This is a genomic window from Pseudidiomarina xizangensis (assembly GCF_052541995.1).
In genome coordinates this window covers 61,037-87,692 of the sequence record NZ_JBOBQA010000004.1, presented here as the reverse complement: position 1 = coordinate 87,692, position 26,656 = coordinate 61,037, and the positions used below count along the sequence as shown (strand labels likewise).

General features: G+C 47.9%; 24 protein-coding genes. 15 read left to right on the top strand and 9 right to left on the bottom strand.

Translation table 11 applies throughout. The features are described from left to right. The first annotated feature begins 396 nt into the window (after window positions 1-396). On the top strand, window positions 397-3,177 hold the full coding sequence (gene polA / locus ACQ5ES_RS09835) for a DNA polymerase I (RefSeq protein ID WP_445016346.1): 2,781 nt from the start codon (window positions 397-399) through the stop codon (window positions 3,175-3,177). A gap of 194 nt (window positions 3,178-3,371) precedes the next feature. Here polA and ACQ5ES_RS09830 read toward each other — a convergent pair whose 3' ends face one another. After that, entirely contained in the window at window positions 3,372-4,274 is a 903-nt protein-coding gene (locus ACQ5ES_RS09830; RefSeq protein WP_445016344.1) for a DMT family transporter, read from the bottom strand. Continuing rightward, on the bottom strand, window positions 4,264-4,878 hold the full coding sequence (gene yihA / locus ACQ5ES_RS09825; RefSeq protein WP_445016342.1) for a ribosome biogenesis GTP-binding protein YihA/YsxC: 615 nt from the start codon (window positions 4,876-4,878) through the stop codon (window positions 4,264-4,266). The genes ACQ5ES_RS09830 and yihA overlap by 11 nt, the downstream gene beginning before the upstream one ends. Before the next feature lie 113 nt (window positions 4,879-4,991). Here yihA and ACQ5ES_RS09820 point away from each other — a divergent pair, with 113 nt between their 5' ends. The 3 genes from ACQ5ES_RS09820 to ACQ5ES_RS09810 all read left to right on the top strand — a co-directional run bounded on the left by ACQ5ES_RS09820 (window position 4,992) and on the right by ACQ5ES_RS09810 (window position 7,069). Then, window positions 4,992-5,618 (top strand): c-type cytochrome, encoded by a 627-nt coding sequence (locus tag ACQ5ES_RS09820; RefSeq protein ID WP_445016340.1) that lies wholly within the window; start codon window positions 4,992-4,994, stop codon window positions 5,616-5,618. Between the two features lie 526 nt (window positions 5,619-6,144). Continuing rightward, window positions 6,145-6,618, top strand: a complete 474-nt coding sequence (gene yihI, locus ACQ5ES_RS09815) for a Der GTPase-activating protein YihI (protein ID WP_445016338.1) — start codon at window positions 6,145-6,147, stop codon at window positions 6,616-6,618. Further along, window positions 6,611-7,069: a DUF2489 domain-containing protein gene (locus tag ACQ5ES_RS09810; protein WP_445016336.1), complete on the top strand. Its 459-nt coding sequence runs from the start codon at window positions 6,611-6,613 to the stop codon at window positions 7,067-7,069. Before yihI ends, ACQ5ES_RS09810 begins: the two co-directional genes overlap by 8 nt. Here ACQ5ES_RS09810 and ACQ5ES_RS09805 read toward each other — a convergent pair. Continuing rightward, window positions 7,062-8,360: a metal-dependent hydrolase family protein gene (locus ACQ5ES_RS09805; protein WP_445016547.1), complete on the bottom strand. Its 1,299-nt coding sequence runs from the start codon at window positions 8,358-8,360 to the stop codon at window positions 7,062-7,064. The two genes, ACQ5ES_RS09810 and ACQ5ES_RS09805, sit on opposite strands and share 8 nt — an antisense overlap. A gap of 176 nt (window positions 8,361-8,536) precedes the next feature. Between ACQ5ES_RS09805 and cysE the strand changes: the two genes are divergently transcribed. Then, window positions 8,537-9,358, top strand: a complete 822-nt coding sequence (cysE, locus tag ACQ5ES_RS09800; protein ID WP_445016334.1) for a serine O-acetyltransferase — start codon at window positions 8,537-8,539, stop codon at window positions 9,356-9,358. 216 nt (window positions 9,359-9,574) lie between these two features. On the opposite strand, the gene ACQ5ES_RS09795 is transcribed toward cysE, so the two are convergent. Together ACQ5ES_RS09795 and ACQ5ES_RS09790 are read right to left on the bottom strand one after the other, a co-directional pair. Beyond that, window positions 9,575-9,781 carry a cold-shock protein gene (locus tag ACQ5ES_RS09795; protein WP_034733468.1) on the bottom strand — a complete coding sequence of 69 codons (207 nt, stop codon included), beginning with the start codon at window positions 9,779-9,781 and terminating at the stop codon, window positions 9,575-9,577. 197 nt (window positions 9,782-9,978) lie between these two features. Further along, the gene (locus tag ACQ5ES_RS09790; protein WP_445016332.1) at window positions 9,979-10,527 is read right to left on the bottom strand and encodes a hydrolase; all 549 of its coding nucleotides are present in this window, start codon (window positions 10,525-10,527) and stop codon (window positions 9,979-9,981) included. Window positions 10,528-10,641: 114 nt separating this feature from the next. Here ACQ5ES_RS09790 and ACQ5ES_RS09785 point away from each other — a divergent pair, with 114 nt between their 5' ends. Genes ACQ5ES_RS09785 through ACQ5ES_RS09770 form a run of 4 tightly spaced genes read left to right on the top strand, consistent with a single transcriptional unit; the run spans window position 10,642 to window position 14,394 of the window. Beyond that, a complete protein-coding gene (locus ACQ5ES_RS09785) occupies window positions 10,642-11,688 on the top strand; it encodes a GGDEF domain-containing protein (RefSeq protein ID WP_445016330.1) in 1,047 nt (348 codons plus the stop codon). Window positions 11,689-11,746: 58 nt separating this feature from the next. Continuing rightward, entirely contained in the window at window positions 11,747-12,760 is a 1,014-nt protein-coding gene (locus ACQ5ES_RS09780; protein ID WP_445016328.1) for a GGDEF domain-containing protein, read from the top strand. A 57-nt stretch (window positions 12,761-12,817) separates the two neighbouring features. Continuing rightward, window positions 12,818-13,312, top strand: coding sequence for a 5-(carboxyamino)imidazole ribonucleotide mutase (purE, locus tag ACQ5ES_RS09775; protein WP_445016326.1), 495 nt, complete (start codon window positions 12,818-12,820; stop codon window positions 13,310-13,312). Then, window positions 13,309-14,394: an ATP-grasp domain-containing protein gene (locus tag ACQ5ES_RS09770; RefSeq protein WP_445016324.1), complete on the top strand. Its 1,086-nt coding sequence runs from the start codon at window positions 13,309-13,311 to the stop codon at window positions 14,392-14,394. Before purE ends, ACQ5ES_RS09770 begins: the two co-directional genes overlap by 4 nt. 3 nt (window positions 14,395-14,397) lie before the next feature. Here ACQ5ES_RS09770 and ACQ5ES_RS09765 read toward each other — a convergent pair whose 3' ends face one another. After that, a complete protein-coding gene (locus tag ACQ5ES_RS09765) occupies window positions 14,398-15,057 on the bottom strand; it encodes an alpha/beta hydrolase (protein ID WP_445016322.1) in 660 nt (219 codons plus the stop codon). Then, on the bottom strand, window positions 15,058-15,666 hold the full coding sequence (locus tag ACQ5ES_RS09760) for a DUF502 domain-containing protein (protein ID WP_445016320.1): 609 nt from the start codon (window positions 15,664-15,666) through the stop codon (window positions 15,058-15,060). Window positions 15,667-15,718: 52 nt separating this feature from the next. On the opposite strand from ACQ5ES_RS09760, the gene ACQ5ES_RS09755 reads away from it, so the two are divergent. Together ACQ5ES_RS09755 and ACQ5ES_RS09750 are read left to right on the top strand one after the other, a co-directional pair. Next, the gene (locus ACQ5ES_RS09755; RefSeq protein ID WP_445016318.1) at window positions 15,719-16,279 is read left to right on the top strand and encodes a glutathione S-transferase; all 561 of its coding nucleotides are present in this window, start codon (window positions 15,719-15,721) and stop codon (window positions 16,277-16,279) included. A 24-nt stretch (window positions 16,280-16,303) separates the two neighbouring features. After that, window positions 16,304-18,469 carry a prolyl oligopeptidase family serine peptidase gene (locus ACQ5ES_RS09750; RefSeq protein WP_445016316.1) on the top strand — a complete coding sequence of 722 codons (2,166 nt, stop codon included), beginning with the start codon at window positions 16,304-16,306 and terminating at the stop codon, window positions 18,467-18,469. Window positions 18,470-18,541: 72 nt separating this feature from the next. Here ACQ5ES_RS09750 and ACQ5ES_RS09745 read toward each other — a convergent pair whose 3' ends face one another. Next, the gene (locus tag ACQ5ES_RS09745) at window positions 18,542-20,623 is read right to left on the bottom strand and encodes a tetratricopeptide repeat-containing diguanylate cyclase (RefSeq protein ID WP_445016314.1); all 2,082 of its coding nucleotides are present in this window, start codon (window positions 20,621-20,623) and stop codon (window positions 18,542-18,544) included. Window positions 20,624-20,820: 197 nt separating this feature from the next. Here ACQ5ES_RS09745 and ACQ5ES_RS09740 point away from each other — a divergent pair, with 197 nt between their 5' ends. Further along, window positions 20,821-22,968, top strand: a complete 2,148-nt coding sequence (locus ACQ5ES_RS09740; protein ID WP_445016312.1) for a S9 family peptidase — start codon at window positions 20,821-20,823, stop codon at window positions 22,966-22,968. A 21-nt stretch (window positions 22,969-22,989) separates the two neighbouring features. On the opposite strand, the gene ACQ5ES_RS09735 is transcribed toward ACQ5ES_RS09740, so the two are convergent. Beyond that, complete coding sequence (locus tag ACQ5ES_RS09735; RefSeq protein WP_445016310.1) at window positions 22,990-23,706, bottom strand: YebC/PmpR family DNA-binding transcriptional regulator; 717 nt, start codon at window positions 23,704-23,706, stop codon at window positions 22,990-22,992. Between the two features lie 127 nt (window positions 23,707-23,833). On the opposite strand from ACQ5ES_RS09735, the gene ACQ5ES_RS09730 reads away from it, so the two are divergent. The 3 genes from ACQ5ES_RS09730 to ACQ5ES_RS09720 are packed head-to-tail and all read left to right on the top strand — an operon-like array spanning window position 23,834 to window position 26,423. Then, a complete protein-coding gene (locus ACQ5ES_RS09730) occupies window positions 23,834-24,709 on the top strand; it encodes an MBL fold metallo-hydrolase (RefSeq protein ID WP_445016308.1) in 876 nt (291 codons plus the stop codon). An 8-nt stretch (window positions 24,710-24,717) separates the two neighbouring features. Continuing rightward, window positions 24,718-25,650 (top strand): YeiH family protein, encoded by a 933-nt coding sequence (locus ACQ5ES_RS09725; RefSeq protein ID WP_445016306.1) that lies wholly within the window; start codon window positions 24,718-24,720, stop codon window positions 25,648-25,650. A 17-nt stretch (window positions 25,651-25,667) separates the two neighbouring features. After that, window positions 25,668-26,423 carry an EAL domain-containing protein gene (locus tag ACQ5ES_RS09720; protein WP_445016304.1) on the top strand — a complete coding sequence of 252 codons (756 nt, stop codon included), beginning with the start codon at window positions 25,668-25,670 and terminating at the stop codon, window positions 26,421-26,423. Window positions 26,424-26,656: the final 233 nt, after the last annotated feature.

Here is a 26,656-nt window from a genome sequence, read left to right as displayed (position 1 = left end):
ATCTTACCGGCGAGCTGGTATTCCACCCACGTTGTGGTAGTCTTATTTCTCGGTTGTTTTTTGAACCGAATCCAGTCTTGGTCGATTGGGGTAGTGCGGAAATTATCTACAGTGTTCCCGCTATTTTAGATCAGAGACGCAGATCAGTTTCCACAACTGACACAAAATAAAAAAATAAAGCTGTCAGGGACTATAAAGCAGTAAAGTTCCTAGTTATTCAAATAGTTAAATTAAATCTTACTACAAGGTCAGCTGATCTTTCCGTGGTAGGATGATTTCTGTCAACAGACTTATCCACAGCATACGCACAATACCTCTATCCTTGAATGCTAGCTTGAAACGGCCGCCTGTGGCATGCTTAGCGGCATCATTCAGAACGACGGCGTGACCCTTAGTATGGCTACAAATAACACACCGCAAGTGCCCGAGAATCCGTTCATTTTAGTTGATGGTTCATCCTATCTATTTAGAGCATTTTATGCTCCTCCACACCTGACAAATTCAGCGGGTGAGCCGACCGGTGCCATCTATGGCGTAGTCAATATGCTGCGTAGTTTAATTAAGAAATATCAGCCGTCGCATATGGCTGTTGTGTTTGACGCGAAGGGGAAAACCTTTCGTAATGATATGTATGAAGCATACAAGGCAAATCGCCCACCAATGCCTGACGATTTGCGCTCACAAATTGCCCCGTTGCATGCCATCGTAAAGGCGTTGGGGCTGCCGCTGCTTTGTATTGATAACGTCGAAGCAGATGATGTAATTGGTACCTTGGCTCGACAGGCTGGCGATCAGGGTCGCTTCACGCTGATTAGCACGGGCGACAAAGATATGGCGCAACTGGTCAATGAGCATGTGATGCTAATCAATACCATGACCGATTCTCTGCTTAACGAACAGGGTGTGGTGAATAAGTACGGTGTACAGCCGCAACAGATTATCGATTACCTTGCTTTGATGGGCGATAGCTCAGACAACATTCCCGGGTTACCCAAGGTCGGTGAAAAAACCGCGTTGGCTATGCTGCAGGAAATGGGTTCGATCGATGCAATGTACAAAGATCCCAATGCGCTAGCAAAACTCGAGTTCCGTGGCGCTAAGTCGATGCCAGACAAGCTTCGTGAGCACGAAGCTATCCTGATGCTGTCGCGCGAATTAGCGACCATCAAGCTTGATGTTGAGTTAGATGGGGTAAAACCAGAGGGCTTACGAATTACCGACGTGGACCGTGACGAACTGATTCGTCTTTATAAAGAGTGCGAATTCCGTCGCTGGCTCGATGAGGTATTACGCGAAGGTGCAGTTACTGAACAAACGACGGGTAAAGCCCCAACCGCTGAATCCGAGCCGACAGCTATTTCTCACGATGATTATCAGGTCATAACTACAGACGGTGAGTTGCAGAAATGGATAACGCGACTAGAACAAGCCGATGCTTTTGCGTTTGATACCGAAACCACCAGCCTCAATTACATGGAAGCTGAGTTGGTCGGCGTTTCTGTTGCTTTAAAAGCGGGCGAAGCTGCCTATATTCCGGTGGCGCACGACTATCCAGGTGCGCCCGACCAACTTGATCGTAAGCAGGTGCTGGATTTGCTCAAACCAGTGTTAGAAAATGAGAAAATCGGAAAGATAGGGCAAAACCTTAAATACGATAGCCATATTCTACGCCGTTATGGCATCCGCCTTGCGGGTATTAAAAACGATACCATGCTGGCTTCTTACGTATTTAACAGCGTTGCCTCACGGCATGACATGGACAGTTTGAGTCTACAATATCTTGGGCATCGGCCGATAGCGTTCCAGGATGTCGCCGGCAAGGGCGCAAAGCAGTTAACCTTTAATCAGATTGGATTGGAGCAAGCAGCACCTTACGCCGCTGAAGATGCGGACGTTACTTTGCGGTTGCACGAAAAACTTTGGGCTGCTGTTAATAACGTGCCGTCACTAATGCAGGTGCTACAGGATATTGAGTTGCCGCTGGTGCCGATCTTGGTTGATATGGAACAGCGCGGGGTACAAATCGATGCGCAGCTATTAGCAAAACAGAGTAACGAAATAGCTCTCGAACTGGCGAAACTTGAGGAGCAGGCGTACATCATCGCCGGCGAAGAATTTAATTTAGGTTCACCTAAGCAACTGCAAACAATTTTGTTTGAAAAGTTACAGCTGCCGATCCGCAAGAAGACCCCAAAAGGGGCGCCATCGACTGCTGAAGAGGTGTTGCAGGAGCTCGCACTGGATTACCCATTGCCCGATGTCATTATGCGCCATCGTGGACTAAGCAAATTGAAGTCAACCTATACTGACAAACTGCCGAAGATGGTGAACCCTCGCACCCAGCGCATTCATACCTCTTATCACCAAGCGGTGACGGCGACTGGGCGATTGTCGTCAAGCGATCCAAACTTACAGAATATTCCAATCCGTACTGAGGCTGGTCGGCGCGTACGCAAGGCTTTTACGGCGCCGGAAAGTTATCGCATTATGGCCATCGACTACAGTCAAATTGAACTGCGTATTATGGCGCACCTGTCGCAGGACAAAAATCTTCTTGAAGCGTTTTCCAAAGGTCGAGATATCCATAAGGCGACGGCGTCAGAGGTATTTTCTGTCGCACTAGAAGATGTCACTAATGAACAACGTCGCCGCGCGAAAGCGGTTAACTTCGGTCTTATTTATGGCATGTCGGCGTTTGGCTTAGCCCGCCAATTGGATATTCCACGTCATGAAGCACAAGACTATATGGATAAGTACTTTGAGCGCTTTCCAGGGGTACTGCGTTATATGGAAGCAACCCGAGAGCAGGCCAAGCGTGACGGCTACGTCGAGACGTTGTTTGGTCGACGTCTGCACCTGCCGGAAATCCGTGCGCAGAACGGCGCTCGCCGCAAAGGCGCCGAGCGTGCGGCGATCAACGCGCCCATGCAGGGCTCTGCAGCAGATATCATTAAGTATGCAATGATTAAAGTGGCCGACTTTATGCAGCGAGAAGTTCCGCAGGAGCAAGCCTGGATGATCATGCAGGTGCACGATGAACTGGTTTTTGAGGTGCATAAAGATCACGTGGAACGTTGGCAAAAAGAGTTAGTCAGAATCATGGAGAATGCGGTTAAACTTGACGTGCCATTAATCGCAGAGGCGGGGGTTGGTGATAACTGGGATGAAGCTCATTAAAAAATAATTCAAACAATTAAAAAATTTTTGAACTATTTGAAAAAGGCTAAGTCTGATTTATTGAAAGGCGCATTATACGAGAGATTATGGCTCCGTTTGCGAAGTCCTTTCAGAGATGTTCTCTCCCTGGATTGTAAGTTTTTTGCCCGGCCTAGTTGCCGGGCTTTTTCTTTTCTAAAAGCTTGTTTTTATAACTAGCGTTGTATATTGACAGGCTGGCGCTTGCGGCGGTTGGCGATCCATACACCAGCTAGAATCGCTGCGAGACCTATACCTTGTTGAATAAAGAAGGCCTCTCCATCAATGATTCCAAGAATCAATGCCACGATCGGAATGAGATACGTGACCGAGCTAGTAAAGGTGGTATCTGTGAGTTTTACCACGGTATTGAAAATGATTAATGCCATTGCGGTACCAACAACACCTAAAATCAGTATCGCTGATAGTGGAAACCACAGTTGTGGTTGGCTTACCTGACTGGTAAAGGGAGTGGCTAACAGCAAGTAAGCTAGTGCTGGTGGCGCGACCAGAAATAATGAAACGCCAGTAATGGTTAAAGCGCCAAGATCCGGAATATGATGTTTAATAAGGTTGAGATTTAAGCCGTAGCAAATGGTTGCGGCGATAATCAGTAAGCCATAGCGGTTCAGTTCAAAGTTGCCGGAGGCAGTGGCGGTCACTAGCAAAATAGTACCAACCAGACCGATAAAAACACCTATCCACTGTTGCAAACGCGATGGTTGACGGAATAAGAGCACACCGATGATTAGGGTCGCAAGAGGGGTAAAAGTATTCAGTACTCCCGTTACGCCCGAAGGTAATTCAGTTTGTGCGAAAGCAAATAAAAATGCGGGTATAAAACTACCGACTAAACCGACGCAAATGAGTTTCAGCCAATGATGCGGACGTACGGTTTTAAAACGATGCAGAATAAAGGGTAAGAGGAAAAAACCTGCTGCGGCGATGCGGATCGCGGCAAGTTGGTCAGGGCTAAAACCCAGCAAGCCTTTTTTAATCAATAAAAACGAGCTCCCCCAAATGAGTGCTAGTAAACCTAACAAAAGCCAAGCTTTAAGCGGGGGAACTTCAGTCTGCATCGTGCGTTAACCACTCCGACAATTTATTTTCAGCTTCTCGCAGACCAAGCTTCGTCAGCGAGGAAAACATTTCGACGGTGATATCACCGCCGAACACTAGCGCAGCCTCACGGGCTTTAAGTAGTGTCGACTTGCGCGGACCAGGTTTTAGTTTATCGGCTTTGGTCAGCAGTACCAATACTGGAATCTCACAGTCAGTTGCCCAATGCAACAAGTCTTGGTCGACTTCACGGTAAGGGTGACGGATATCCATTAATAACACCAATCCGCGCAGTGATTCGCGTTGCTGCAGGTATTCACTCAAGGCCAGTTGCCATTTTTCTTTCACCGGCAAGGGTACTTTGGCATAACCGTATCCGGGTAAATCAATCAGCCGCTTACCAGGCAAGACCTCGAAGACGTTTATCAGCTGAGTTCGGCCAGGTGTCTTACTGGTGCGGGCAAGGTTACGCTGCCGCGTTAAAGTGTTTAACGCGCTGGATTTACCTGCATTTGAGCGCCCAGCGAAGGCGATTTCAGCACCTGTATCGTCGGGAAGTTGGCGAATATCTGCGGCACTGGTGATGAACACCGTCGGCTGAAAGTTAAGCGTTGTAGATTCCATGATGTCTTTGATGCTTCGAAGGAAAGCGTATGCTATCACGATTAGGCGTTTAATCCTTAGTAGTTTTGTGTAAAATAGCGTCTGTTACTACATCCAGAGTAGAGAAATCGACCATGAAAAAACTCGTATTGTTCGTTGGGCTGTACCTTGGTTTAACTGGCGCAACCTTCGCAGCTAGCGGCGATGCCGTAGCTGGTAAAGAAAAATCGCAAGTCTGTGCCGCGTGCCACGGTCCAACTGGTAGCTCGCCATCTGATATGTACCCGAAAATCAACGGTCAGCATGCTTCTTATCTAACTAAGCAATTGCACGACTATAAACTTGCTGCCGAAACGGGTGGTAAAGAAGGACGCGCAAACGCCATTATGCAAGGCCAAGTCGCTTCATTAAGCGACCAGGATATCGCGGATTTGGCGGCGTACTTTGCCAGTCAGGATCCGATGCAAGGTACAGCGCCAGAAGATGTGGTTGCTGCCGGACAAAAGTTTTACCTGGGTGGTGATACAGAGCGTGGTATAACAGCGTGTGTTGCTTGTCATGGGCCTCGCGGCGATGGTATGGCATTGGCAGTGTTCCCAGATATTTCCGGACAATACCCAGCCTATCTGAAAACCCAACTTGAAAAGTTTCGTAGCGGTGAACGTGCGAATGATATGAATGGCATGATGCGCGATGTAGCGGCGAAATTGACCGACAAAGATATTGAACTTTTGTCGCAGTACATGTCAGGTTTGTATTAAAAGAAGAATGGGTTAAAGGCTAAAAAAGCAGCGGTTGACGCTGCTTTTTCGATTTTTATGTTATATAGAACTCAAAGAAAGCCTTTAGAAAGCAAGCTATAAACCTATAAGTAATAAAAAACGGTTTCCTTAGATCATAAAAATCATTGATAAAAAATCTCGATTCAGTAGTCTGAATGCCATTCGAGATTAACGGAACCCGCTGCGAAAGCGATTCCGACGGTTGATTCGTCAACTTACAGATTTAATCCAGGGAATAAGAACAGGCCAGGAGGCCTTTTTAACCAAGCGATAAAAGCAAAAGCAATGCTCGGTTAAAGCGCGAAAAAATAACAATAATAATAAAAATAGTCACGGACGTTATAATTGATAACATGGATGAATTGACAACCGTTCTCGTAAATCGCACGTGCGCTGTGTGACAATGAGAGAATACACTAGGCGATGCTTCGGCATCGCCTTTTTATTTCCCGCCATACTCAGGTAAACTACGCGTTATCTTTCTTATTGGAAACTGACCTCATTTATGACGCGTAAAAAAAAGACTCGTAAAACTGGGCCGCTGGCATTATCGAACAGGCCAAAGGCTGACCTTAAACGTAATGCTGCAGAACCAAGCAAGCACAAAGGTAAAGGCCAGAAGCCAGGGTCGCGCTTTAATGTTACGACAGTGAAGAATAAAACGGGCTCAGCTCAGATTGAGCAAAACGATCCTCGTTTTGGTAGTAAAAAGCCAGTGCAACTGGTGAACCCGAATGCTGACCAAGCCGTAACTACAACATCAAGCTTTAATCACGCAGCAGCGCAAGCTGAACTGCAGGCCTTGGAAAATGATACGAAGCTGCAAGCTTTACTAGAGCGTATGGAAACGGGGGAGAGCTTGACCGCTGCCGAAGAGGCTTATGTCGATGAGCGTACAGAACGCTTTGAGCAGCTAGCGGAGCAGCTCGGCATTGCTGTCGACGACGAAGATGATGACTGGGAGGACGACGATGAGTGATCTACCTTGGTGGGCGTGGCTGGTGTTTGCTGGTGCCGTCATCATTGTTGCAGTGTTGGCGTTTATCGCCGGCCGTTTGCTGAGCAAATTGCGCGCCCAGAATGAGCGCCGCGATAAAGCTATCGAAAAACGTAATGAGCGCCTGCACGAGAGTATTGTCACTATTGCGAAGTCTATGGACCAGGGGCAATGTCCATTGTCAGAAGGCGCGTTGCGCTTGGTGGTGTTACTTGACCTAAGAGTTGAGCCAGGTAAGCCTCAATATGCACAGCGCTACACAGGGCTTCATACCATGTACGAACGCATAAAGCATATGCCGACCCACGAGGCGCGTAAACAGTATCCTAAGGCCGAAATTCGGAAATATGATGACGAGCGCGAAGGTCATGAAAAAGAGCTGGCAGACGTCATTTTGGCCGACGTCCGCCAGTTATTGAAGGACTTTAGTTAGCGCTGTTCTTCACTACTTCCCCATCTTTGATGACGAGGTTGATGTCAGCGAGAGCATCGATGTTCTTCAGGGGGTCGGCCGCGACGGCAACGATATCAGCACGTTTGCCTACGGTGATCGTGCCAAAATCATCAATTACGCCAAGTAACGTGGCGGCTTCGTGCGTAGCAGCTTTAATGGCTTCTAGCGGTGGCATACCGGCCTCAACCATGTAACCGAACTCACGATAATTTTCGCCGTGATCGAATACACCTGCATCAGTACCAAACGCTATTTTCACGCCTTGCTTGTATGCTTTGGCAAATGTGCTTTGAATTTTCGGCCCAATTGCTTTCGCTTTCGGTTGCACGATTGCAGGGAAGAAGCCTGGTATATCAGCGCGTTCAGCAACGGATTTACCGGCGGTGATGGTCGGCACATAGTAAACGCCTTTGGCTTTCATCGCGTCCATGACTTCCTGATCCATGTAGGTGCCATGCTCGATTGAGTCGACGCCCGCTGCGATGGCGCGCAACATGCCTTCTTTACCGTGCGCATGGACGGCAACCTTCATTTCATAATCGCGTGCGGTTTTTACGATGCCTTCAATTTCATCCATCATGAATTGGGGATTTTGACCACTTTTCGCAACACTTAGAACGCCGCCGGTCACGGTTAACTTAATGAGGTCGGAACCATCCTGATAGCGTGCGCGGACCGCTTTACGAGCTTCGTAAGGTCCGTTAATAACGCCGTCCGCCGGTGTCGGGCTTGGATAAAGATCTTCTTTAGCGCCATTAGTTGGGTCGGCATGTCCGCCCGTTGTTGCAATCGACTTGCCCGAAGTAAATATACGGGGGCCGGCAACTTTTCCGGCGGCAATGGCATCGCGCAAGGCGATACTTGCGTTGTACGAATCACCAAGATCGCGGACTGTGGTAAAACCAGCCATTAAAGTTTTGTGTGCGTAATTAACCGCATCAAGTGTCACATCGGGTCCACTTTTAGTGAATTTGTGCATGTAACTGCCTTGCGCGAGCTGCGAGGTCAAGTGGGTATGCATGTCGATAAAGCCGGGCATTACGGTTCCCTTGCGGCGATCAATTACCGTATCGTCAGCGTCGGCTTTTTGAAAGCCGTCGACAATACCAGTAATGCGGCCGTTATCGATAATCACCGTTTTATTGGGTTGTGCATCAGCACCGGTACCGTCAATCAGTTGACCAGCGTAAATCAAGGTTTCAGCCTGTGCTACACCCATTGCAAGTAAAACACTGGTGCTTAATGCCGCCAATGTCATCGGTTTTTTAATTCGAGCCATAAGATCCTCTGCTTGGTTGTCTGCGTAGTCCTCCACCTTACGCCTTGCCTTGCTGCTAAATCAAGCTAGGGCTTGCGCAGGCACCGCAGAAACCAGCACGATTAACGCAAGTGGCTGGAAATTGATATACTAGCCAAGAGACACCCATCAATTTGGATTGCAGATTCATGTTTAAACGCCTTCGCGAAGACATTAATAGCGTCTATGCCCGCGACCCAGCGGCACGTAACTGGTTTGAAGTACTGACCACGTATCCGGGTCTCCATGCGATATGGTGGCATCGGTTGAACCACCGACTGTGGACGTGGCGGTGCTATTGGCTAGCACGATTTTTGTCGACCTTAGCGCGGTGGTTTACTGGGATAGAGATTCATCCAGGCGCGAAAATTGGTCGCCGCTTTTTCATTGATCACGGGATGGGTGTGGTGATTGGTGAAACAGCCGAAATTGGCGACGATGTCACCATCTATCATGGGGTAACCTTAGGTGGTACTAGTTGGAGTCAAGGGAAACGACACCCAACCTTGCGCGACGGTGTGGTTATAGGTGCCGGGGCCAAAGTTCTTGGACCTGTTGATGTTGGTAAGAGTGCTCGAATCGGTTCAAACGCTGTTGTAGTCAGAGATGTTCCCACAGAAGCGACGGTGGTCGGTATTCCAGCCCGCGTCGCACGTTCGCCGGAAAACGCCGAAGAGAGCAAACGCCGTGAGGCCATGGCGAAACAGTATGGTTTTGATGCCTATGCAATTTCGGCGGATAATCCAGATCCCGTTGCAACAGCTATTGGTCGTATGCTCGATCATGTCCACATTCTGGATAAAAAGGTAAGTGATCTGTGTTGCGCGGTAAATCAGCTTGGCGGTAACGTGTGTGAAGAACTACCGGAAGTTGAACTCGATGATATGGATTTCCTTAGCGCAGAACAGGATGCGGTTGAGCGACGTCAGCAGGAGGCAACAGCAAAAGATAAAACGAATTCTACGGAGTGACGTAGAGATAACAGTTTATGTTCGTGCAGAAGTTAAGTTCTGTTGTCGTAGCCTTTGCTACTTAGCGGCGGTGTGGCCGCGTCACAGGCCCAGGCTGCGCACGACGGTACAGTTTTGAATCCGCACAGTTTTGAAAGTATGCAGAGACAAAAAAAGCCGCACTAGGTGCGGCTTTTTAAAATTTGTTTTGCTAGTAAACGTTGCCTGAGCAACTAATTACATAGGAACAACGTTTTCAGCTTGTGGGCCTTTAGGACCTTGAGCGATAGTGAACTGAACAGTTTGTCCTTCAGCTAAGGTTTTGAAACCGTCTGATTGGATTGCGCTGAAATGTACGAATACGTCTGCGCCTTGTTCTTGCTCAATGAAACCGAAGCCTTTAGCTTCGTTAAAGAATTTTACTTTACCAGTTACTGTTGACATGCTGATATTCCTCGTAGTGCATGTGAATTCTAGGGTCTTGCTAATAAAAATACGTGTAATACTTGGGACTTACAAAACGAGGTACAACAATAGACTTCGTAACAGGCCACAATTAGACAGCCGAATTTTTCTAGCGGCGTTGAGTATACGCTTATTTAAAGCCATGTCAAATTAACTTTCCCAGTAATCACTGAAACTTAGCCGCGGATCCAGTTTTTGGTGATGTGACGAAATGTATCTGTGCCACTACGATGCATCCATTCATAAGCCACCATTTCGCTGGTAACGATCTGTATATCAAGTTGGCGTAGTCGCTCCAATGCGGTTTGCTTATCTGAATCGCGGCGCGAACCAACCGCATCTGCCACTACAAAAACCTCGTAGCCAGCTTGCTTCAGGTCAACCGCCGTCTGCAATATACAGACATGAGCTTCCATCCCCATAAGCACGACCTGGCGCTTTTCCTGTTGTTTAATGACCTCGATAAAATTGGGTTCTTGCCAGGCACTGAAGTGCGTTTTCTCAATAACGTGAGCATTTTCGATGACTGCGGATAAATCGTCTACACTTATACCCAAGCCTTTGGGGTATTGTTCAGTTACAACAATGGATACGTTCAACTCGTTGGCGATTTCGCCTAGCCAGCGCATGCGTGCGATAAGTTGGTCGCGTTGGTGAACAACAGGCGCAAGTTTTTCTTGCACGTCAACTATAATAGCAACAGATTCGGCAGCATTTAGCAGCATAGGGGATCCTCAAAACATTTTTAACAGTGTTGAGGATATTATTGTGCCGTAAAGCACTTGCTATTCCTATAGCTTGTCTATAGCTTTGCTTGCAAAGGACTTGGATTTTTGAGCATGCCGCAGACGCAAAAAATAATTACAAGTGGTTCGGCCGATGAGTTATTGCGAGCCTTTAAAATAAAAGTCACCGGCAATATTATGTGGGCAGGCGGGCTTACCGAGCTATGCTTATCTGTTGCCCAGTTTCTGCTGGGTAACATCGGGCAAGCTTTCATTATTTTGGTTGCTGGTGTGTTCTTTACCGCCATGGCTTGGTATTACCAAGGGCACCGCATTCCTATTCTAGTGCGCATCATCTTTATTGGGTTGTTGACGGTAATTACCGTTATATCGATTTACCAAAACGGTACTATTGGCGTTTATTGGACCTATCCGTTACTGGTTTCCTGCTTTTTCTTATTCAGCGGTGTTATGGGGATAATTGCTGCCCTGACACTGACCATTATTTTTGGTGCCACTTCAATGTACGTGATGCCGAGCGACGATGGTTGGCGTATTGCTGCCACCTTAGTCATCATTTGCGTGTTGGGTTCCGTATTTGTTGTGTTACTAGGTGAACTGCAAAAACTGCTCCGGAATCTGGTTATCACAGATACGCTTACCGGGTTACAAAATCGCCATTTGGTAACCGGGATATTGGAAGATGCTATCTATCGTTTTCGTCGTTATGGGCGGCCGGCAACCTTGATTATGGCCGACCTCGATCATTTTAAAAAGCTCAACGACCAGCATGGTCATCTATTTGGTGATCAGGTTTTGAAGCAAGTTGCAGAACGCTTACAGAGCGTTCTGCGACAAAACGATCAAATTTTTCGCGTCGGTGGAGAGGAGTTTCTTATCGTTTTGCCAGAAACCAAAGTAGAGGAAGCGCAAATGGTTGCGGAAAAAATCCGAACATTAGTTGCTGAACACGGTTTCAACGGTAAAAACGCCAGTGCTGATGTCACTCTGTCATTAGGTGTGGCGGAGTTACACGCAAGCCAAACTTGGGTAGAGTGGCTAAATACCGCTGACTCAGCTTTACTAGAGGCAAAACGCAAGGGTCGTGATCAGGCTCGGGTTGCAGTCATCCCAGACATAGCCGACTCTGCAACAACATGACTAGTCACTCAGAACAGATAAGAGTAAAGTGGCACTAACAGCTTAATTAGGTACGACTATGAATCAATTATCAGCGACACAGACTTCAGGCACCTTCGATTTGTGGCAGCACTTTCGATTATTAGCCATGCGCGCTATTTATTTCGGCTCCGGAATAGTGATAGCTGGTACCGCGGTTTATTCGGCGTTGCAATCCAACTGGGCGGCCGGCGCAGCACTCTTCTGTGTGGCGATGGGCTTCGTTTTAATTGGCTATTTATATCGCAATGAGTTAGCACCTCAATGGATTAATTTTTTAGTGATTTGTTGTCTAGGTACGCTTGTTAGTGTTTCCATGAAATCGGCCGGAATACTTGGCGTGTATTGGATGTATCCAATTTTGGCAATGGTCTTCTTTATGTTCGATAAGACCATTTTTGTACTAGTAATCATGTTGATTTACGCATTATTTGCGGCGGTTATTTACCAAGTGTTGCCGTTTGATTATGCGTGGCGCGTGGCTGTTTCTATGCTGGTCCTGATCGGTGTAGGTGCTGCATTCCTTATTATGATGACGAGCATGCAGCGTAAGCTCTTTTCAGCGGCTGCAACGGACTCACTTACCGGTTGTATCAAGCGTGAGTATTTAAGTGAAATGGTACAGCAGGCAATTAATAAAGCGGAACGCGCAAAACAACCAGTTTCGCTGGTGCAGATTGACATGGACTCATTTCAAACTGTTAATGATCGCTATGGTTATCTATTTGGCGATAAAGTATTAGAGGAAGCTGCGTTGCGCATTCGCAGTGTCGCGCGTGCGAGCGATACTGTTATTCGTTCTAATGGCGCTGAGTTTGTGGTTATCTTTCCGAACACTGGGCGTAAGGAAGCGGCTGGTCTCGCTACCGACATGCTGGACCGAATTCGTCACGACCCGTTTGCCGTGAAATCTCTTACTGTGACGGTCACTGCAAGCGGTGGCTTAGCTGAGTTCAAAGCCGGTCAACAGTGGGGAGAGTGGCTCGGTGCCGCAGATTCGGCAATCTATCAGGCGAAAAGCCAAGGGCGTAACCGGCTAAAAGTCGCACAATAAATTTGCACCTAGCGATTCAGCTAGCTACAATTCGCTCCTTTCAAAAAGGAGCAGCTCATGGCACCCGTACTCATTCTAATGGGCTCGCAATCAGACTGGCCCGTCATGCAACACGCCGCGAAGATGTTAAAAGATCTTGGTGTCGAGTGGCGCGCCGAGGTTGTGTCAGCCCATCGCACCCCTGATCTTCTTAAATCATCCATGGAACAAGCCGAGCAAGATGGTGTTCCTGTGGTTATTGCTGGCGCCGGTGGCGCTGCGCATTTACCAGGGATGTTAGCTGCTTATACCGCTATTCCAGTGCTTGGCGTACCGGTCCCAAGTAAACAACTTAAAGGCCTTGATAGCTTGTTATCGATTGTGCAAATGCCCAAAGGCGTCGCCGTTGGTACTTTGGCGATAGGTCAGGCTGGCGCCGCAAATGCTGGATTGTTAGCGGCGCAAATCGTCGGTACCACAAATGCCGAGGTACGTGAAAGCGTGAATGCGTTCCGTACCGCACAACGCAATAAAGTGATGAATGGTCCAAAATTGGAGCTACCAGACGCATGAAGGTGTTGTTTGTCGGTGATGGCCAGTTAGGGCAAATGCTTGGTGCTAGTGGTATTGGTTACGGCCACGAATGTTTGCTTTACAGCACTCGTAGCCATGACGTGAAGCCGTTATCGGCGCACGTCAGTTTACCATGGTCTTTAAGCGAGGCAATTGCCTGGGCAGATGTAGTGAGCTGGGAACATGAAGCTATTCCAGCGGACGTCATCGCCGCTGCCCATGATAAGTTCCTGATGGACCCGTCACGAATCAAAAGCCTTACCGATCGCAGAGCCGAAAAGAAGCTTTTTGATGATTGCCGTGTTGCGACGTCACCTTGGCAAAGTTACGGTACGGCAACTGAACTTGAGAAACTGTTGCGCCAGGCGAAACAACCCTTAGTGCTTAAAGCTGCGCGTGGTGGCTACGACGGTAAAGGGCAGTGGCGTTTCCGTCCAGGAGATGACATTGCGAATTGTGTCGCAGAGGCCGGCAACGAACCCGGAATCGCAGAGCATTTGATCCCGTTCGGAAAAGAAGTTTCATTGGTAGGAGCACGAGGTAAAGACGGTAGTGTTCGTTGTTATCCGTTGATCACCAATGTGCATACACAAGGCATATTAAGTTACAGTCTTGGTGGTATTGAGCAGGTGCCAGAAGCGTTACAGAAACAAGCTGAGGATGCCTTCCACCGGCTAACCGATGCACTTTCTTATGTTGGTGTGTTTGCGATTGAGTTTTTTGTGGTTGGCGAAGGTGAGCATACTCAATTGCTGATCAATGAAGTTGCGCCACGGGTTCACAATTCTGGCCATTGGACCATGAGTGGCGCTAATTGCAGTCAATTCGATCTGCACCTGCGCGCGCTTACTGGCATGCCATTTCCAGAGTTACGCATTGAACCTACGCTGATGCTCAATGTTATCGGCGCGAAACAGATCCCGGCGGGGCTCTGGCATCATCAAGACGCACAATGCCACTGGTACAATAAAGAGCCGCGGCCGGGGCGCAAAGTTGGCCATGTGAACATTCGCACAGCGAATAGCAGCACGGCTTTGACTTGGGTTAAGCAGTGGGCCGATAAGCTTCAGCTGTTAGACTAGCGACTATGCCAAGACTTCTTGTAACCACTTATTAATGGCTACGAGTTGTTCCTGGCATACTTGGTGCTGCATCGGAAAGCTCTGATACTCAGCTTGGTACCCTGCATCGGATAACCAATTGTAAGCAAGTTGGCCTAAAGCTTCAGGCACTACTGGATCCTGGCTACCGTGTTGAATCAATATCGGTAGCTGACGGTTTGCGGTGCTCAACTGAATACTGTCATGTGTTGCGAGATAGGTAGACAGCGCGAGTAGCCCCGCCAACCGTTGTGGGTGGGAGAGTGCGGCTTCATAAGCTACCGCGCCGCCCTGAGAAAAGCCGGCAACGATAATGTGTTCCTCCTTCACGCCGCGCTCAATCTCACGCCGAATCAAATCGCCGACCGCGCGAGCAGACGCGCGCAGTTGCTCGCTATCCACTTGCCGTTCAATAGACATCGATAAAATATCGTACCAGGCTGGCATACGCATGCCGCCATTGATGGTTACGGGTAGTTGCGGCGCATGCGGAAAGACAAAGCGCACATGCGCGCCTGCTGGTGCTTTTAGAAGAGGCACAATAGGCGTGAAATCATTACCATCGGCACCAAGGCCATGCAACCAGATGACACTGCGATTAGCTGTTTGATCAGGTTCGATTTCAACACAGGGTAGGTAGGCCATTTATTCTTCCTTGGCGTTAGAACTTTTCTTTCCCAGCCCGCCGCTTATTGTCAATTGCAAGGCGTCAGCCGGGCTCATGTCGAGGTGTTCAATACAGCTACGCGGCACCATCACCATATAGCCGCCGACATTGTAACTCATCGGCAAAAACACTGCGACCTGGTCCTCATCCAGACATTCCGACAGACGGTCACCTTTTTCACCACTCTTTTTGGTGATGATGCCGATAAGTTTTAAATCCCCGCCAGGCATTGTTACCATCACCACCGACTCTTGGGCAAAGTTTTTGCCTGACATCATATCGAAAACATCGTTGATGGTGCCGTACAAGCTATTGAGCAGTGGCATTTTGTTCATCAGATCGCCGGGCAATAGCCAGAGTCTATTAACGAATCGCCAGCGCGAGCTGAAACCAACGAGGGCAGCGATACCCAAAAAGCTCATAAATGCCAGGCCAGGGAAATAATAGGTCTCGCCCAAAACCGCAAGCCAAATGGGACTTAGCCAGGTTTCAATGGTAACCAGTAACCAGCGGACGAGTGCAATGGTAACAATGATCGGCAACAAGATTGCCAGACCTTTAAGTAAATACTGTATGGCGTTTTTCATTATGCTACTCTCTTGTGAGTTTGTCCTAGCTTAGCTTTTTTCAGGAACCAAGATGAAACTATTTGGCAGCTATACCTCACCCTTTGTACGTCATTGCCGTATTGTGCTGGCGCAACATCAACAGCAATTCGAATTTGTACCCACCGATTACGCCCAAAGTGCGCAGCACTCTCCGGCTCAGCGGGTACCTTTTTTTAGTCATAATGGCCTACAACTGCACGATTCCTCGTCTATTTTACGCTATCTTCGCAGTTTAGCGGAACAACCATTTTGCCAAGATCCTGAGCAATTTGACTTGTATTGTTTAGTGAATACCGCATTAGATACCACGGTGAATTTATTTTTATTAGAGCGCGACGGTATAACCGTTGATCAGGTGTCGTATCTACAACGCCAGCAGTCGCGCGTGACCAGTATTCTTGATGAGTTAAATCAACGCGACTGGCCTGTGGGCGATGCGACCAATGATGCACACCTGCGATTAGCATGTTTTCTAAGTTGGGCACAATTTCGCGAACGTCTCGATATTCATCAGTGGCCCGAGTTACAAAGCTTCTTAACTACAATGAATCAGCAGGCCTGGTTCGCCAATACCCATCCAGCTTTGAGTTAACGATCAGCCTTACGGAGCAATTTTATGAAGCAGTGGATTACTTTGTTGAGCGTGGCAGTGTTAGCTGCCTGCTCACCGCAACAAAAGTCGAGCACTAACGAAGTGGCAGAAAAAACAACAACCGTTAACACCCAAATTACCTATCCATTGACCTTTCGCGGCAATGTTACTGAGGAGTATTTCGGTACTGTGGTCGCTGATCCGTATCGTTGGCTGGAAGATGACCGCAGTGAAGATACTGAAGCTTGGGTGAAAAGACAAAACGAAGTTACTTTTGACTACTTGGAACAGATCCCATATCGCGAAAAAATTGAAGATCGTTTAAGTACCATGTGGAACTACGAAAAAGTGAGCGCACCGTTCAAAGAGGGAGATTACACCTACTTCTACAAAAATGATGGCTTACAGAATCAATACGTGGTTTACCGCACCGATGCGCAAGGCAATACCGAGGTATTTCTTGATCCAAATACCTTTAGCGAAGACGGCACCACGTCACTTGCAAGCTTGAGCTTTTCCAAAGATGGTTCAATTGCTGCCTATGCGATTTCCGAAGGAGGCAGTGACTGGCGCAAAATCGTGGTCATTGATGCCGAAACCAAAGAGCAGCTCGAACCCGAATTGGTAGACGTCAAATTCAGTGGTATTTCTTGGTACGGCAACGAAGGTTTCTACTATTCCAGCTATGACAAGCCCGACGGTAGCGAGTTATCAGCGAAAACTGACCAACATAAACTCTATTATCATGAGTTGGGTACAGCCCAAACGGATGACCAAGTGATATTTGGCGGCACCGAAGAGCAGAAACATCGATACGTAGGCGGGCAAGTAACTGAAGATGATAATTACCTGTTTATCAGCGCTGCGGTCTCAACCTCAGGTAATAAGTTGTTTTTGAAGGATTTGAGTGACCCGAACAGCCAGCTGGTTACGGTTCAGGGCAATACAGATGCTGATACCTCGGTATTAGATAACAAGGGTTCGAAGCTTTATTTGGTTACCGATCTTGGTGCGCCAAACAAGCGTGTAGTAACAGTTGATGCGTCAGCCCCGCAAACAGAAAACTGGCAGAACTTTATTGCTGAAACCGAGCATGTGTTGAGTGTTGGCACCGGTGCTGGCGCAATTCTTGCCGAATATATGGTGGATGCCATTGCTAAAGTCGAGCAATACGATTACGACGGCAACAAAGTTCGTGATGTAGCCCTGCCGGGTGTTGGCAGTGTTAGTGGGTTCGACGGTAAAGATGATGCCGAGACACTTTATTACACCTTCACCAATTACTACACCCCAGGTACGATCTACGCTTATGATCCGCAAAGCGGTGAGTCAACAGTCTATGAAAAGTCGAAAGCCGACTTTAATAGCGATAACTACGAGTCCAAGCAGGTATTTTACACCTCGAAAGATGGCACCAAAGTACCGATGATCATTACCTACAAGAAGGGTATGGAACTGGATGGCAACAATCCGACCATGCTTTATGGTTACGGTGGTTTTAACGTTAGTCGGACGCCGTCGTTTAGTATCACCAATGCATTATGGCTCGAGTTGGGTGGTGTTTATGCGGTTCCTAACATACGTGGCGGCGGTGAATACGGTAAAGAATGGCACGATGCGGGCACGCAAATGAACAAGCAAAATGTGTTTGATGACTTCATTGCCGCAGGCGAGTACTTAATCGATCAAGGCTATACCTCAAGTGAGCGCCTGGCGCTCCGGGGTGGTTCAAACGGTGGCTTGTTGGTGGGTGCAGTCATGACCCAACGGCCCGATCTAATGCAGGTGGCGCTGCCGGCAGTAGGTGTCCTCGATATGTTGCGTTATCATACTTTCACCGCCGGTGCTGGCTGGGCTTACGACTACGGTACCGCGGAAGATAGCAAAGCGATGTTCGAGTACCTGTATGGTTATTCTCCGGTGCACAACGTGAAGCAGGGCGAAAGTTATCCGGCGACCCTAATTACAACCGGCGATCATGATGACCGAGTGGTTCCGGCCCATTCGTTTAAGTTTGCTGCGGAGCTGCAAGCGAAGAACACTGGACCGAATCCACAGCTGATTCGCATCGAAACCAATGCCGGTCACGGTGCAGGAACGCCAGTCTCTAAGACGATTGAGCAGTATTCCGATATTTATGGCTTCACGCTGTACAATATGGGCATTAAGCAGCTAAGTGATATCCAGTAGCAGTTCTACTTATTGAGATTGAGCATAAAACTAAGGCGCCGAGAAACACATGTTTCTCGGCGTTTTTTATGCTCAAGGTTTCATGTTGGGTCCATGCAGGGTAACAGTGGTGACGATGTTCTGCGCGATCGCTTCAGCAAGATCGTTATCGAGTATGGCTTGCGCTTGTTGGTTCGAGGCGTTCAATTGCATGATGCCCCAAGCCTGATTGCGGCCATGAACCTTGCCTGCATAAAGTGCTTTATCGACAAGCATGAGCGTCGCTTCCCAGTCCATTTCTTTTTCGCTTAAATTGGCAAAGGGGTAACTAATGAAACCCGCCGTCGCAGTAATGGAAATGTCACCGGCGTTTTTAGTGCTGATCGCTTCTTCGCCAATAGTATTGAGTAGCCGCGTGACGAAGCGTGGTAGTGCCTGGTGGTCAGCATTGGTGAGGTAAATAAGAAACTCTTCACCACCCCAGCGTATGACTTTATCGTTGTCACGGCATATTGCTTGCAAACGTCTGGCGACTTCAACGATGACATCATCACCGGCGGCATGGCCAAACTTATCATTGATGCGCTTGAAGTGGTCAATATCAATAAGAACCATCGCATCGGAATGTGCGGCACCTTCTTTTTCTTGGCGCTGCAGTTCCTGCTGCATTGCCCGACGGTTTAATAATCCGGTTAGTGGGTCACGCACCGATTGATCAGCCAGCCGTCGGTTAGCATCTTTAAGTGCCAGGTTTGAGCGTCGTGCGGCACGGTATAAATAAAACGCCAAGATCGAGAACAATAAGGCGACAATAATTCCGAGGACTAAAATGAGTTGATGCTGGCGCTCATTCTGCAGCATTTGTGTATTTAAATCATTCTGCTGTTCGAGAAGCTTAATTTGTTGCGCTTTGTCTTTTGATTCATAAAGGTTCTGAAGTTCGGTGACGTTCTTTTGCATTTCGGTATTAAATACCGTTTCCCGTAACTCACGTTGTTCGAGCAATGCATCATTGGCAGCTTGATAGCGACCGGCCATGGTAAGCGCTTCAGCATATTCACCTAAAAGCGCCTCAACTTCACGATTAACCCAATCGCCACGAGCCTGTTCGACGACGTTCTGCATCGCTTCAAGACCGACATCATAATTCCCCAAATGAACTTGGATAAAACCCAAGTTGAACCGAACAGTTTGTTCAGTAATCACGTCTTTCTGCTGTTCCGCAATGGCAAGTGCTTGCTCCAGGGTGGCAATGCCGGACTCAAAACGTCTGGTGCGTATGGCTAGATCGCCAAGGTTGTTCAGTACCGTTGACTGCATGGCTGTCCGGATTGGATCATCTTTAATTAACGACTCTAACTCTTGGTAGAGATCAAAAGCCTGATCAAAATTTCCTTGCTCGGTCGCAATGTAGGCACGTTGGAACTGAATTTCGGGGGCGTAGCTTGCTTCAAGATCTTCTGCGATCATGATTTCTTCAGTTTCATCGAGCTGTTGCAGGGCTTGCTCATACTGGGTTTGTTGGGTATAGATTTCGGCAATACGCAGCTTTAGATAGATGCGGCGCACGGGCGTGCGCGCTGAGTCTGTCTCATTGACCGCATCAGATGCTTTGATAAGGTGCTCTAACGCGCGCTCAGTTTGACTCTTTTGCGTGTAGACGCTGGCAATCAGGTTGTGCACGAAGTAGCGCACACGCGGTAGAGTCGCGTTGGCGGCGGGCACAACCGCTGAATTTATTAAGGTGTAGGCTTCAGTGAGCTTACCCTCAATGATTTTGATTAAGATTCGGGTTGCGGCAACTTCGGTCAGGGCGTCGGCATACCCGCTGTTCTGTGCTTGTGCTTCTATCTCTTTTAATAAGCGATAAGCTTGTTCGATATCGCCTTCATAGGCATAAGACGTCGCTAAATAGGACTGCACCCGGATCTGCGTCATCACCGGCGTGTCAGCAGGCATCTCAGCCATAATGCCAAGCAATCGCGCACCCATTTCCGCTTCACTTAGATTGCTATTGAGCATCGTATCAAGCTGTTGTTCAATAGCAGCATCCATAGGGGGCTGCCCATCACTGGACTGGGCTTGTGCAGCGACAACAGTCAACATAAAGAAACACGCGATAAAAGCGTATAACAGTCGCTGAAATCGTGTTGTACTGGCTTGACTCGTCTGCACGAGACCTCCTAGTGGTGATAAAATAGGCGCTTAATTTATCCCGCTGGTCAGATGAGGGCAAATAATAAGCGACGAAATGCAGCCATATAAGTTGACTAGTCTGTAGGTTACTAAATTGTTAATTCAATCTGTATACGCTTGACTGGGTAGTAAAAATGCCTAAAAGTCGTATTAACCTACTTATAAAAGGATAGCTCATGTTAATAAATCGCTTACACTTCAAAAGCGTCCTCTCCGTAGCCGCTTTGTTTATGCTGACGGCGTGTCAGCCGCAGTCGACACCATCGGAAACCAAAGAACGCCAAGCTCCAGCTGCCAAGCGAGAACCTTACACTGTGGTTTCGCCTCACGGTGAGCGCGTCGATTACTACTACTGGTTACGTGATGACGAACGCAAGGACACTGAAGTTATAGCGTATTTAAACGCAGAAAACACCTACTACGATCGCTACCGCGATGATTATCAACAACTTACTGACGAGCTTGAAGCTGAGATTTTGGCTCGTGTGAAACAAGATGATGAAAGTGTGCCCTACCAACGCGGAGATTACCTGTACCAAACTGAATATGAAGCAGGTAAAGAATATCCCATCTACACCCGGAGGCACGTCGACAGCGAGCAAGAACAGGTACTGTTAGACGTCAACGTACTGGCTGAAGGTAAACCTTTCATGCAGGTTTCTAATCTGCAAATTAGTCCCGATCAAACTAAATTAGCTTACGTTGTGGATGACAAGGGTCGTCGGCAATATGAGTTGTACATCAAAGATCTTACCACGGGCACGGCAAAGGCTACTGGGCTGAAGGGCATATCGTCAGCAATTGCATGGGCGCAAGACAATGAAACGCTGTTCCTGGTTGAAAATGATCCGCAAACACTACTGTCGAAGCGGGTATTGAAATACCGCTTGAGTGAGCCGGCGGCAACCGCGCAAGTTGTCTATGAAGAACAAGACAAAAGTTTTTACATGTGGGTCGAGAACAGCAAAGACAACGAGTATGTAGTTATCAGTCTGCGGTCGACAGTTGCTAACGAAGTTCATGTACTCGACGCAGAAACTCCTAATGGCGAATTTCAGGTCATAGCGCCGCGTGAACGGCATTTGCAGTACTCGGCTGACCACATTAATGGGCGTTGGATCATTCTCACCGACTACAACGCACCGAACTTCCAGGTGATGCAGGTATCGACTGAGAGATTGGGTGATAAGGCCAACTGGCAGCCACTGGTTGCACATGACGAGCAGGTATTCATTCATGGCATGAGTGTCTTCACTGATCATCTGGCCTTGAACGAGCGCCACAATGGTTTGCGTCAGGTTCGTATCGTGCCATGGAATGAGCCCAGCGAGAGTCATGTGATTGGTGCCGACGAACCGACTTATGTGATGACCTTTGAAACTAATGTCGAGCAAGATACCGCTATTGTGCGGTATAACTACACCTCGCTAGTGACGCCAACAGTAACTTACGCTTACAACATGGAAACGCGTGAACGCGAGGTTCTCAAGGCCACAGAAGTGCCCAACTATGATGGTTCAAAGTATGCCACTGAACGCACTTGGGCAACTGCTGATGACGGTACTAAAATCCCGGTGTCATTGGTTTACGCCAAAGATTTTAAGCAAGACGGTAGTGCACCACTCTATCAGTATGCTTATGGCTCTTACGGCTCAACATCTGAGCCATGGTTCCGACAAGCGGTATTTTCGTTGCTTGACCGCGGTTTTGTATATGCCATCGCGCACATTCGAGGAGGCCAGGAAATGGGGCGGGAATGGTACGAGGACGGTAAGCTCGAAAACAAAAAAAACACCTTCACTGACTACATCGACGTAACCGAATATTTAGTTGCGGCTGAGTATGCGCATCCGGGTAAAGTTTTCGGTATGGGTGGTAGTGCTGGTGGCTTGCTGATGGGCGTCGTTGCCAATTTGGCACCAGCGAAGTATCGCGGACTGGTTGCTCATGTGCCGTTCGTTGATGTGGTGACCACTATGCTGGATGAGACGATTCCACTCACCACCAACGAGTTTGACGAGTGGGGTAATCCGCAAGAGGAACGGTACTACGACTATATGCTTTCGTATTCACCTTACGATCAGGTGACGAAACAAGCCTACCCAGCGATGTTGGTAACGACTGGGCTGCATGATTCACAAGTACAGTATTTTGAACCGGCGAAATGGGTCGCTAAATTGCGATATCTTAAACTCGATGATAATCCGCTGATGTTTAAAACCAATATGGAAGCTGGGCATGGCGGCGCTTCAGGGCGTTTTGCACGCCTTAAAGAAACCGCCGAAGAATATGCGTTTATTCTAAATCTCTTGGGCGACAATTGACTGGTTTAACCCGTAGTAGAATTACGGGCTACAGTTATGATAAACGTTTTGAACATCGTCGCAATCGTCGAGCATTTCTAGAAATTTCTCCATCATGGCGACGTCGTCGCCATCGATGGAGGTCATCACTTGCGGAAGGTATTGAACTTCATCGACATCGAACTCAATTTCGGGGAAGCTTTGCTGGAGCGCGGCTTTCGCCTTGTGCCATTCAGTGTGAGGTGCAAAAACCGTGATCTTGCCGTGTTCTGCTTCGATATCCGTTACATCTACGTCGGCCATCATTAATGCTTCTAATACGGCATCTTCGTCGGTGCCTGTAAACGCGAGAATCATGCAGTGGTCAAACATATGCGAGACACTGCCTGGGGCACCGATTTTGGATTTGGTTTTGGTAAAGCAGTTGCGAACTTCACCGAAAGTACGGGCGGGGTTATCGGTTAAACATTCTACCATGATCATGCAGTTGCCGGGGCCAAAGCCCTCGTAAACGGCGGGTGCATAATCTTCACCGGCGCCACCTTTGGCTTTTTCAATGGCTTTCTCAATAACGTGTGCCGGCACTTGGTCTTTTTTTGCCCGATCAATCAGACCACGTAATTGCAGGTTAGCGTCAGGCTCAACCCCACCTTGCTTGGCAACGACGTAAATTTCTCGTCCGTACTTACTGTAAACTTTACTTTTAGCCGCCGCTGTTTTCGCGATCGACTCCTTGCGGTTTTGAAAGGCGCGACCCATAGTAGACTCTCAATAGTTTTTGTTCGAAAGGCGCAATATTATACGCACTTTGGCAGGTAATCCAGTTTAAACCTTTGCCATAATGAAGTACTTTAGCTAGAGCTAATGCAAGAAGGAGTAAGTCGTAATGAGTCAAGCACCGAGCCCGCATGTTGAAGCCTTTTTAGATAATGATAGTGAAACCTATAGCTACGTGGTTCGCGACCCGGACAGTAACAAAGCCGTGATTATCGACCCGGTACTCGACTTTGATTACAAATCTGGACGAACTCACACCAAAGGCGCACAGCGCCTGGTGGACTATGTGCGCGCTAACGATCTGCAACTCGAGTGGATTTTAGAGACTCACGCTCATGCGGATCATCTTTCGGCAGCGCCTTTTATTAAAAATTCAGTGGGCGGAAAAATTGCGATTGGCGAGCATATTCGTGACGTACAAAAGATTTTTAAGGACGTCTTTGACTTAGAGAAAGAATTTTTACCGAACGGTACGCAGTTCGACAAGTTATTTACCGATAATGAAACGTTTACTGTTGGCAGTATGCAATTTCGAGTGCTGCACACGCCGGGACACACGCCGGCCGACATTGCTTACATAATTAATGAAGAAATGGCTTTTGTTGGCGATACCTTATTTATGCCAGACGTGGGAACTGCGCGTTGTGATTTCCCCGGCGGGAGTGCCGGCACTCTCTATCGCTCTATCAAAAAACTATTAGCGTTACCTGATGCGACCGAGATCTATATTTGTCATGATTACCCACCTCAGGGGCGCTCACATGAATGCCGCACAACTGTGGCGGACCAGCGTAAGCGCAGTAAACATGTACATGACGATGTCAGTGAAGCTGAGTTTGTAAAACTGCGTGAAGAGCGTGATGCGACGCTGGAAATGCCGCGCCTGATCCTGCCGTCGATTCAAGTGAATATCCGTGCTGGTGAAATGCCGCCGGCGGACGAGCAGGGTAAGGTGTATCTGAAGTTGCCGATTAACCAACTTTAGTTTTAATTATGCTTGCCTATTTAGCTTTTGCGGTGGTCGGTGGTTTAGCCTTAACGGGATTTATTTCGTCACCGTTAGCCCTGGTTCTTGGCTTTGTGTTAGCTGGATTTGGTTTAGTGCCACAGCACGTTAACCCTGCCCAGCTGGCGAAGCGTTTGCTGGCAGTTGCCATTGTGTTATTAGGCTTTGGCGTGCAGCTCGAAACCGCACTAGCGATTACCGGCGATGCCATAGGGCTTATCTTCGTATCCATAGTAGTAACGCTGGGGCTGGGGCTCTTGCTGGGTAAATGGTTAGGAGTTGAAACCACCACAGCACACTTGATTGGCTCTGGTACCGCTATTTGCGGGGGCAGCGCGATAGCTGCCGTGGGGCCAGCTATTCGAGCTCGTAGCGATCAAATGGCACTCGCCTTGGCGGTGGTGTTTATTCTCAATTCTATAGCTTTAATTTTGTTCCCAGTGATTGGACGCGTGTTAGAACTTGATCAAGTCACTTTTGGTCTCTGGTCTGCCGTTGCGATTCATGACACCTCATCCGTGGTGGGCGCCGCGGAAGCTTATGGCGACGAAGCTTTAGTTGTCGCTACGACAGCAAAGTTGGCCCGTGCGTTGTGGATCATCCCGGTCGCACTGCTCTCGGCCTGGGTGTACGCCCGTTCCCAACGACAGCAAGGGCACACCAAATTGGCGTTGCCTTGGTTCATAGGAGGCTTTGTTGCCACCGCTGCGATAGCCAGTTATCTCCCCAGTGGGAACGAGGTATTTACCGTAGCCTTTGCGATCGGAAAGCAAATTTTAGTTTTTTGTTTGTTCCTAATTGGGCTAAGCTTAACCTTAAAGCGAATTCGAGCAGCGGGGTTTAAGCCATTGCTGTTAGCCATTATTCTTTGGTTAACAATAGCCGTTGGAAGTCTCGGTTGGCTGCTGATCGATTTTTAAAAAAATAAGCGAGATTTATGACAATACCAGCATCCATACGTCAACAAACGTGTCAAGATTGCCTTTCAGGGAAAGATTTAGGTTTTGAAATAACGATGGCTTTTCAGCCGATTATCGACTGGAAGAAAAAACAAATATGTGGTTACGAGGCCCTTGTCCGAGGTACTGAAGATCAAGGTGCGGGATGGGTTTTTGAGCGTATAAACCATGAAAATCGCTATTATTTTGACCAAGCCTGTCGCGTAAAAGCTATTGAAACCGCAGCTCGCTTGGGTTGTGACACCTTGTTGCACATTAATTTCCTACCCAATGCGGTCTATAGCCCGGAAACATGTATAAAGGCGACCATAGAGGCTGCTGACATGTATGGCTTTGATCTCACCAAGCTGGTTTTTGAGGTGACGGAAGGTGAGGAAATCGTTAGTAAATCGCATTTACAACGAATTTTTAGCAGTTACGCCGCCCGTGGTTTTCAGACCGCGATTGATGATTATGGTGCTGGCTATGCAAGCCATAGTTGGCTCGTTGAGCTGCGCCCCCATATTCTTAAACTTGATCGTAGTATGATCACTGATGTGGATCAGTCGCCGCAAATGCAACAAGAAATCAAAAAAGTTATTGAACAGTGTGAGCTGCAAGGCACTCGGGTTTTGGCCGAAGGAATTGAAACGAAAGCGGAATTGGATACTTTAGCTAAGCTAGGAGTGCGCTTTATGCAGGGCTATTATTTCGCAAGACCAGGTTTTGAAAGACTTCCTCAAGTAAACTTCTAGTTCTCTCAACTGTATTCAACGGTAGTGACGACGCTTGTTAACGACCTTATTCAAAAAAACCGCTAAATAATAGAAATGTTATAGAGCTATCTGTTGGCTATTTCAATTGGCAGATAGCTTAATTTTTACTATGGTCTAAAATCAAGCCATAAATCAGACGATTTGACAGATTTCGAACAATCAACTAGTTGAACAGTTAGGTTGCAAAAACTTTACATCGTTAATTCTGAAGG

What these genes read in the sequence shown, in the direction of transcription:
- ACQ5ES_RS09725 (WP_445016306.1), top strand. Translation starts at nt 24,718, where the DNA reads ATGCTTGCCTATTTAGCTTTTGCGGTGGTCGGTGGTTTAGCCTTAACG.
- ACQ5ES_RS09770 (WP_445016324.1), top strand. Translation starts at nt 13,309, where the DNA reads ATGAAGGTGTTGTTTGTCGGTGATGGCCAGTTAGGGCAAATGCTTGGT.
- ACQ5ES_RS09755 (WP_445016318.1), top strand. Translation starts at nt 15,719, where the DNA reads ATGAAACTATTTGGCAGCTATACCTCACCCTTTGTACGTCATTGCCGT.
- ACQ5ES_RS09735 (WP_445016310.1), bottom strand. Translation starts at nt 23,706, where the DNA reads ATGGGTCGCGCCTTTCAAAACCGCAAGGAGTCGATCGCGAAAACAGCG.
- ACQ5ES_RS09765 (WP_445016322.1), bottom strand. Translation starts at nt 15,057, where the DNA reads ATGGCCTACCTACCCTGTGTTGAAATCGAACCTGATCAAACAGCTAAT.
- ACQ5ES_RS09810 (WP_445016336.1), top strand. Translation starts at nt 6,611, where the DNA reads ATGAGTGATCTACCTTGGTGGGCGTGGCTGGTGTTTGCTGGTGCCGTC.
- ACQ5ES_RS09830 (WP_445016344.1), bottom strand. Translation starts at nt 4,274, where the DNA reads ATGCAGACTGAAGTTCCCCCGCTTAAAGCTTGGCTTTTGTTAGGTTTA.
- ACQ5ES_RS09730 (WP_445016308.1), top strand. Translation starts at nt 23,834, where the DNA reads ATGAGTCAAGCACCGAGCCCGCATGTTGAAGCCTTTTTAGATAATGAT.
- ACQ5ES_RS09780 (WP_445016328.1), top strand. Translation starts at nt 11,747, where the DNA reads ATGAATCAATTATCAGCGACACAGACTTCAGGCACCTTCGATTTGTGG.
- ACQ5ES_RS09750 (WP_445016316.1), top strand. Translation starts at nt 16,304, where the DNA reads ATGAAGCAGTGGATTACTTTGTTGAGCGTGGCAGTGTTAGCTGCCTGC.
- polA (WP_445016346.1), top strand. Translation starts at nt 397, where the DNA reads ATGGCTACAAATAACACACCGCAAGTGCCCGAGAATCCGTTCATTTTA.
- ACQ5ES_RS09720 (WP_445016304.1), top strand. Translation starts at nt 25,668, where the DNA reads ATGACAATACCAGCATCCATACGTCAACAAACGTGTCAAGATTGCCTT.
- ACQ5ES_RS09795 (WP_034733468.1), bottom strand. Translation starts at nt 9,781, where the DNA reads ATGTCAACAGTAACTGGTAAAGTAAAATTCTTTAACGAAGCTAAAGGC.
- ACQ5ES_RS09740 (WP_445016312.1), top strand. Translation starts at nt 20,821, where the DNA reads ATGTTAATAAATCGCTTACACTTCAAAAGCGTCCTCTCCGTAGCCGCT.
- ACQ5ES_RS09790 (WP_445016332.1), bottom strand. Translation starts at nt 10,527, where the DNA reads ATGCTGCTAAATGCTGCCGAATCTGTTGCTATTATAGTTGACGTGCAA.
- yihI (WP_445016338.1), top strand. Translation starts at nt 6,145, where the DNA reads ATGACGCGTAAAAAAAAGACTCGTAAAACTGGGCCGCTGGCATTATCG.
- yihA (WP_445016342.1), bottom strand. Translation starts at nt 4,878, where the DNA reads ATGGAATCTACAACGCTTAACTTTCAGCCGACGGTGTTCATCACCAGT.
- purE (WP_445016326.1), top strand. Translation starts at nt 12,818, where the DNA reads ATGGCACCCGTACTCATTCTAATGGGCTCGCAATCAGACTGGCCCGTC.
- ACQ5ES_RS09820 (WP_445016340.1), top strand. Translation starts at nt 4,992, where the DNA reads ATGAAAAAACTCGTATTGTTCGTTGGGCTGTACCTTGGTTTAACTGGC.
- ACQ5ES_RS09785 (WP_445016330.1), top strand. Translation starts at nt 10,642, where the DNA reads ATGCCGCAGACGCAAAAAATAATTACAAGTGGTTCGGCCGATGAGTTA.
- cysE (WP_445016334.1), top strand. Translation starts at nt 8,537, where the DNA reads ATGTTTAAACGCCTTCGCGAAGACATTAATAGCGTCTATGCCCGCGAC.
- ACQ5ES_RS09760 (WP_445016320.1), bottom strand. Translation starts at nt 15,666, where the DNA reads ATGAAAAACGCCATACAGTATTTACTTAAAGGTCTGGCAATCTTGTTG.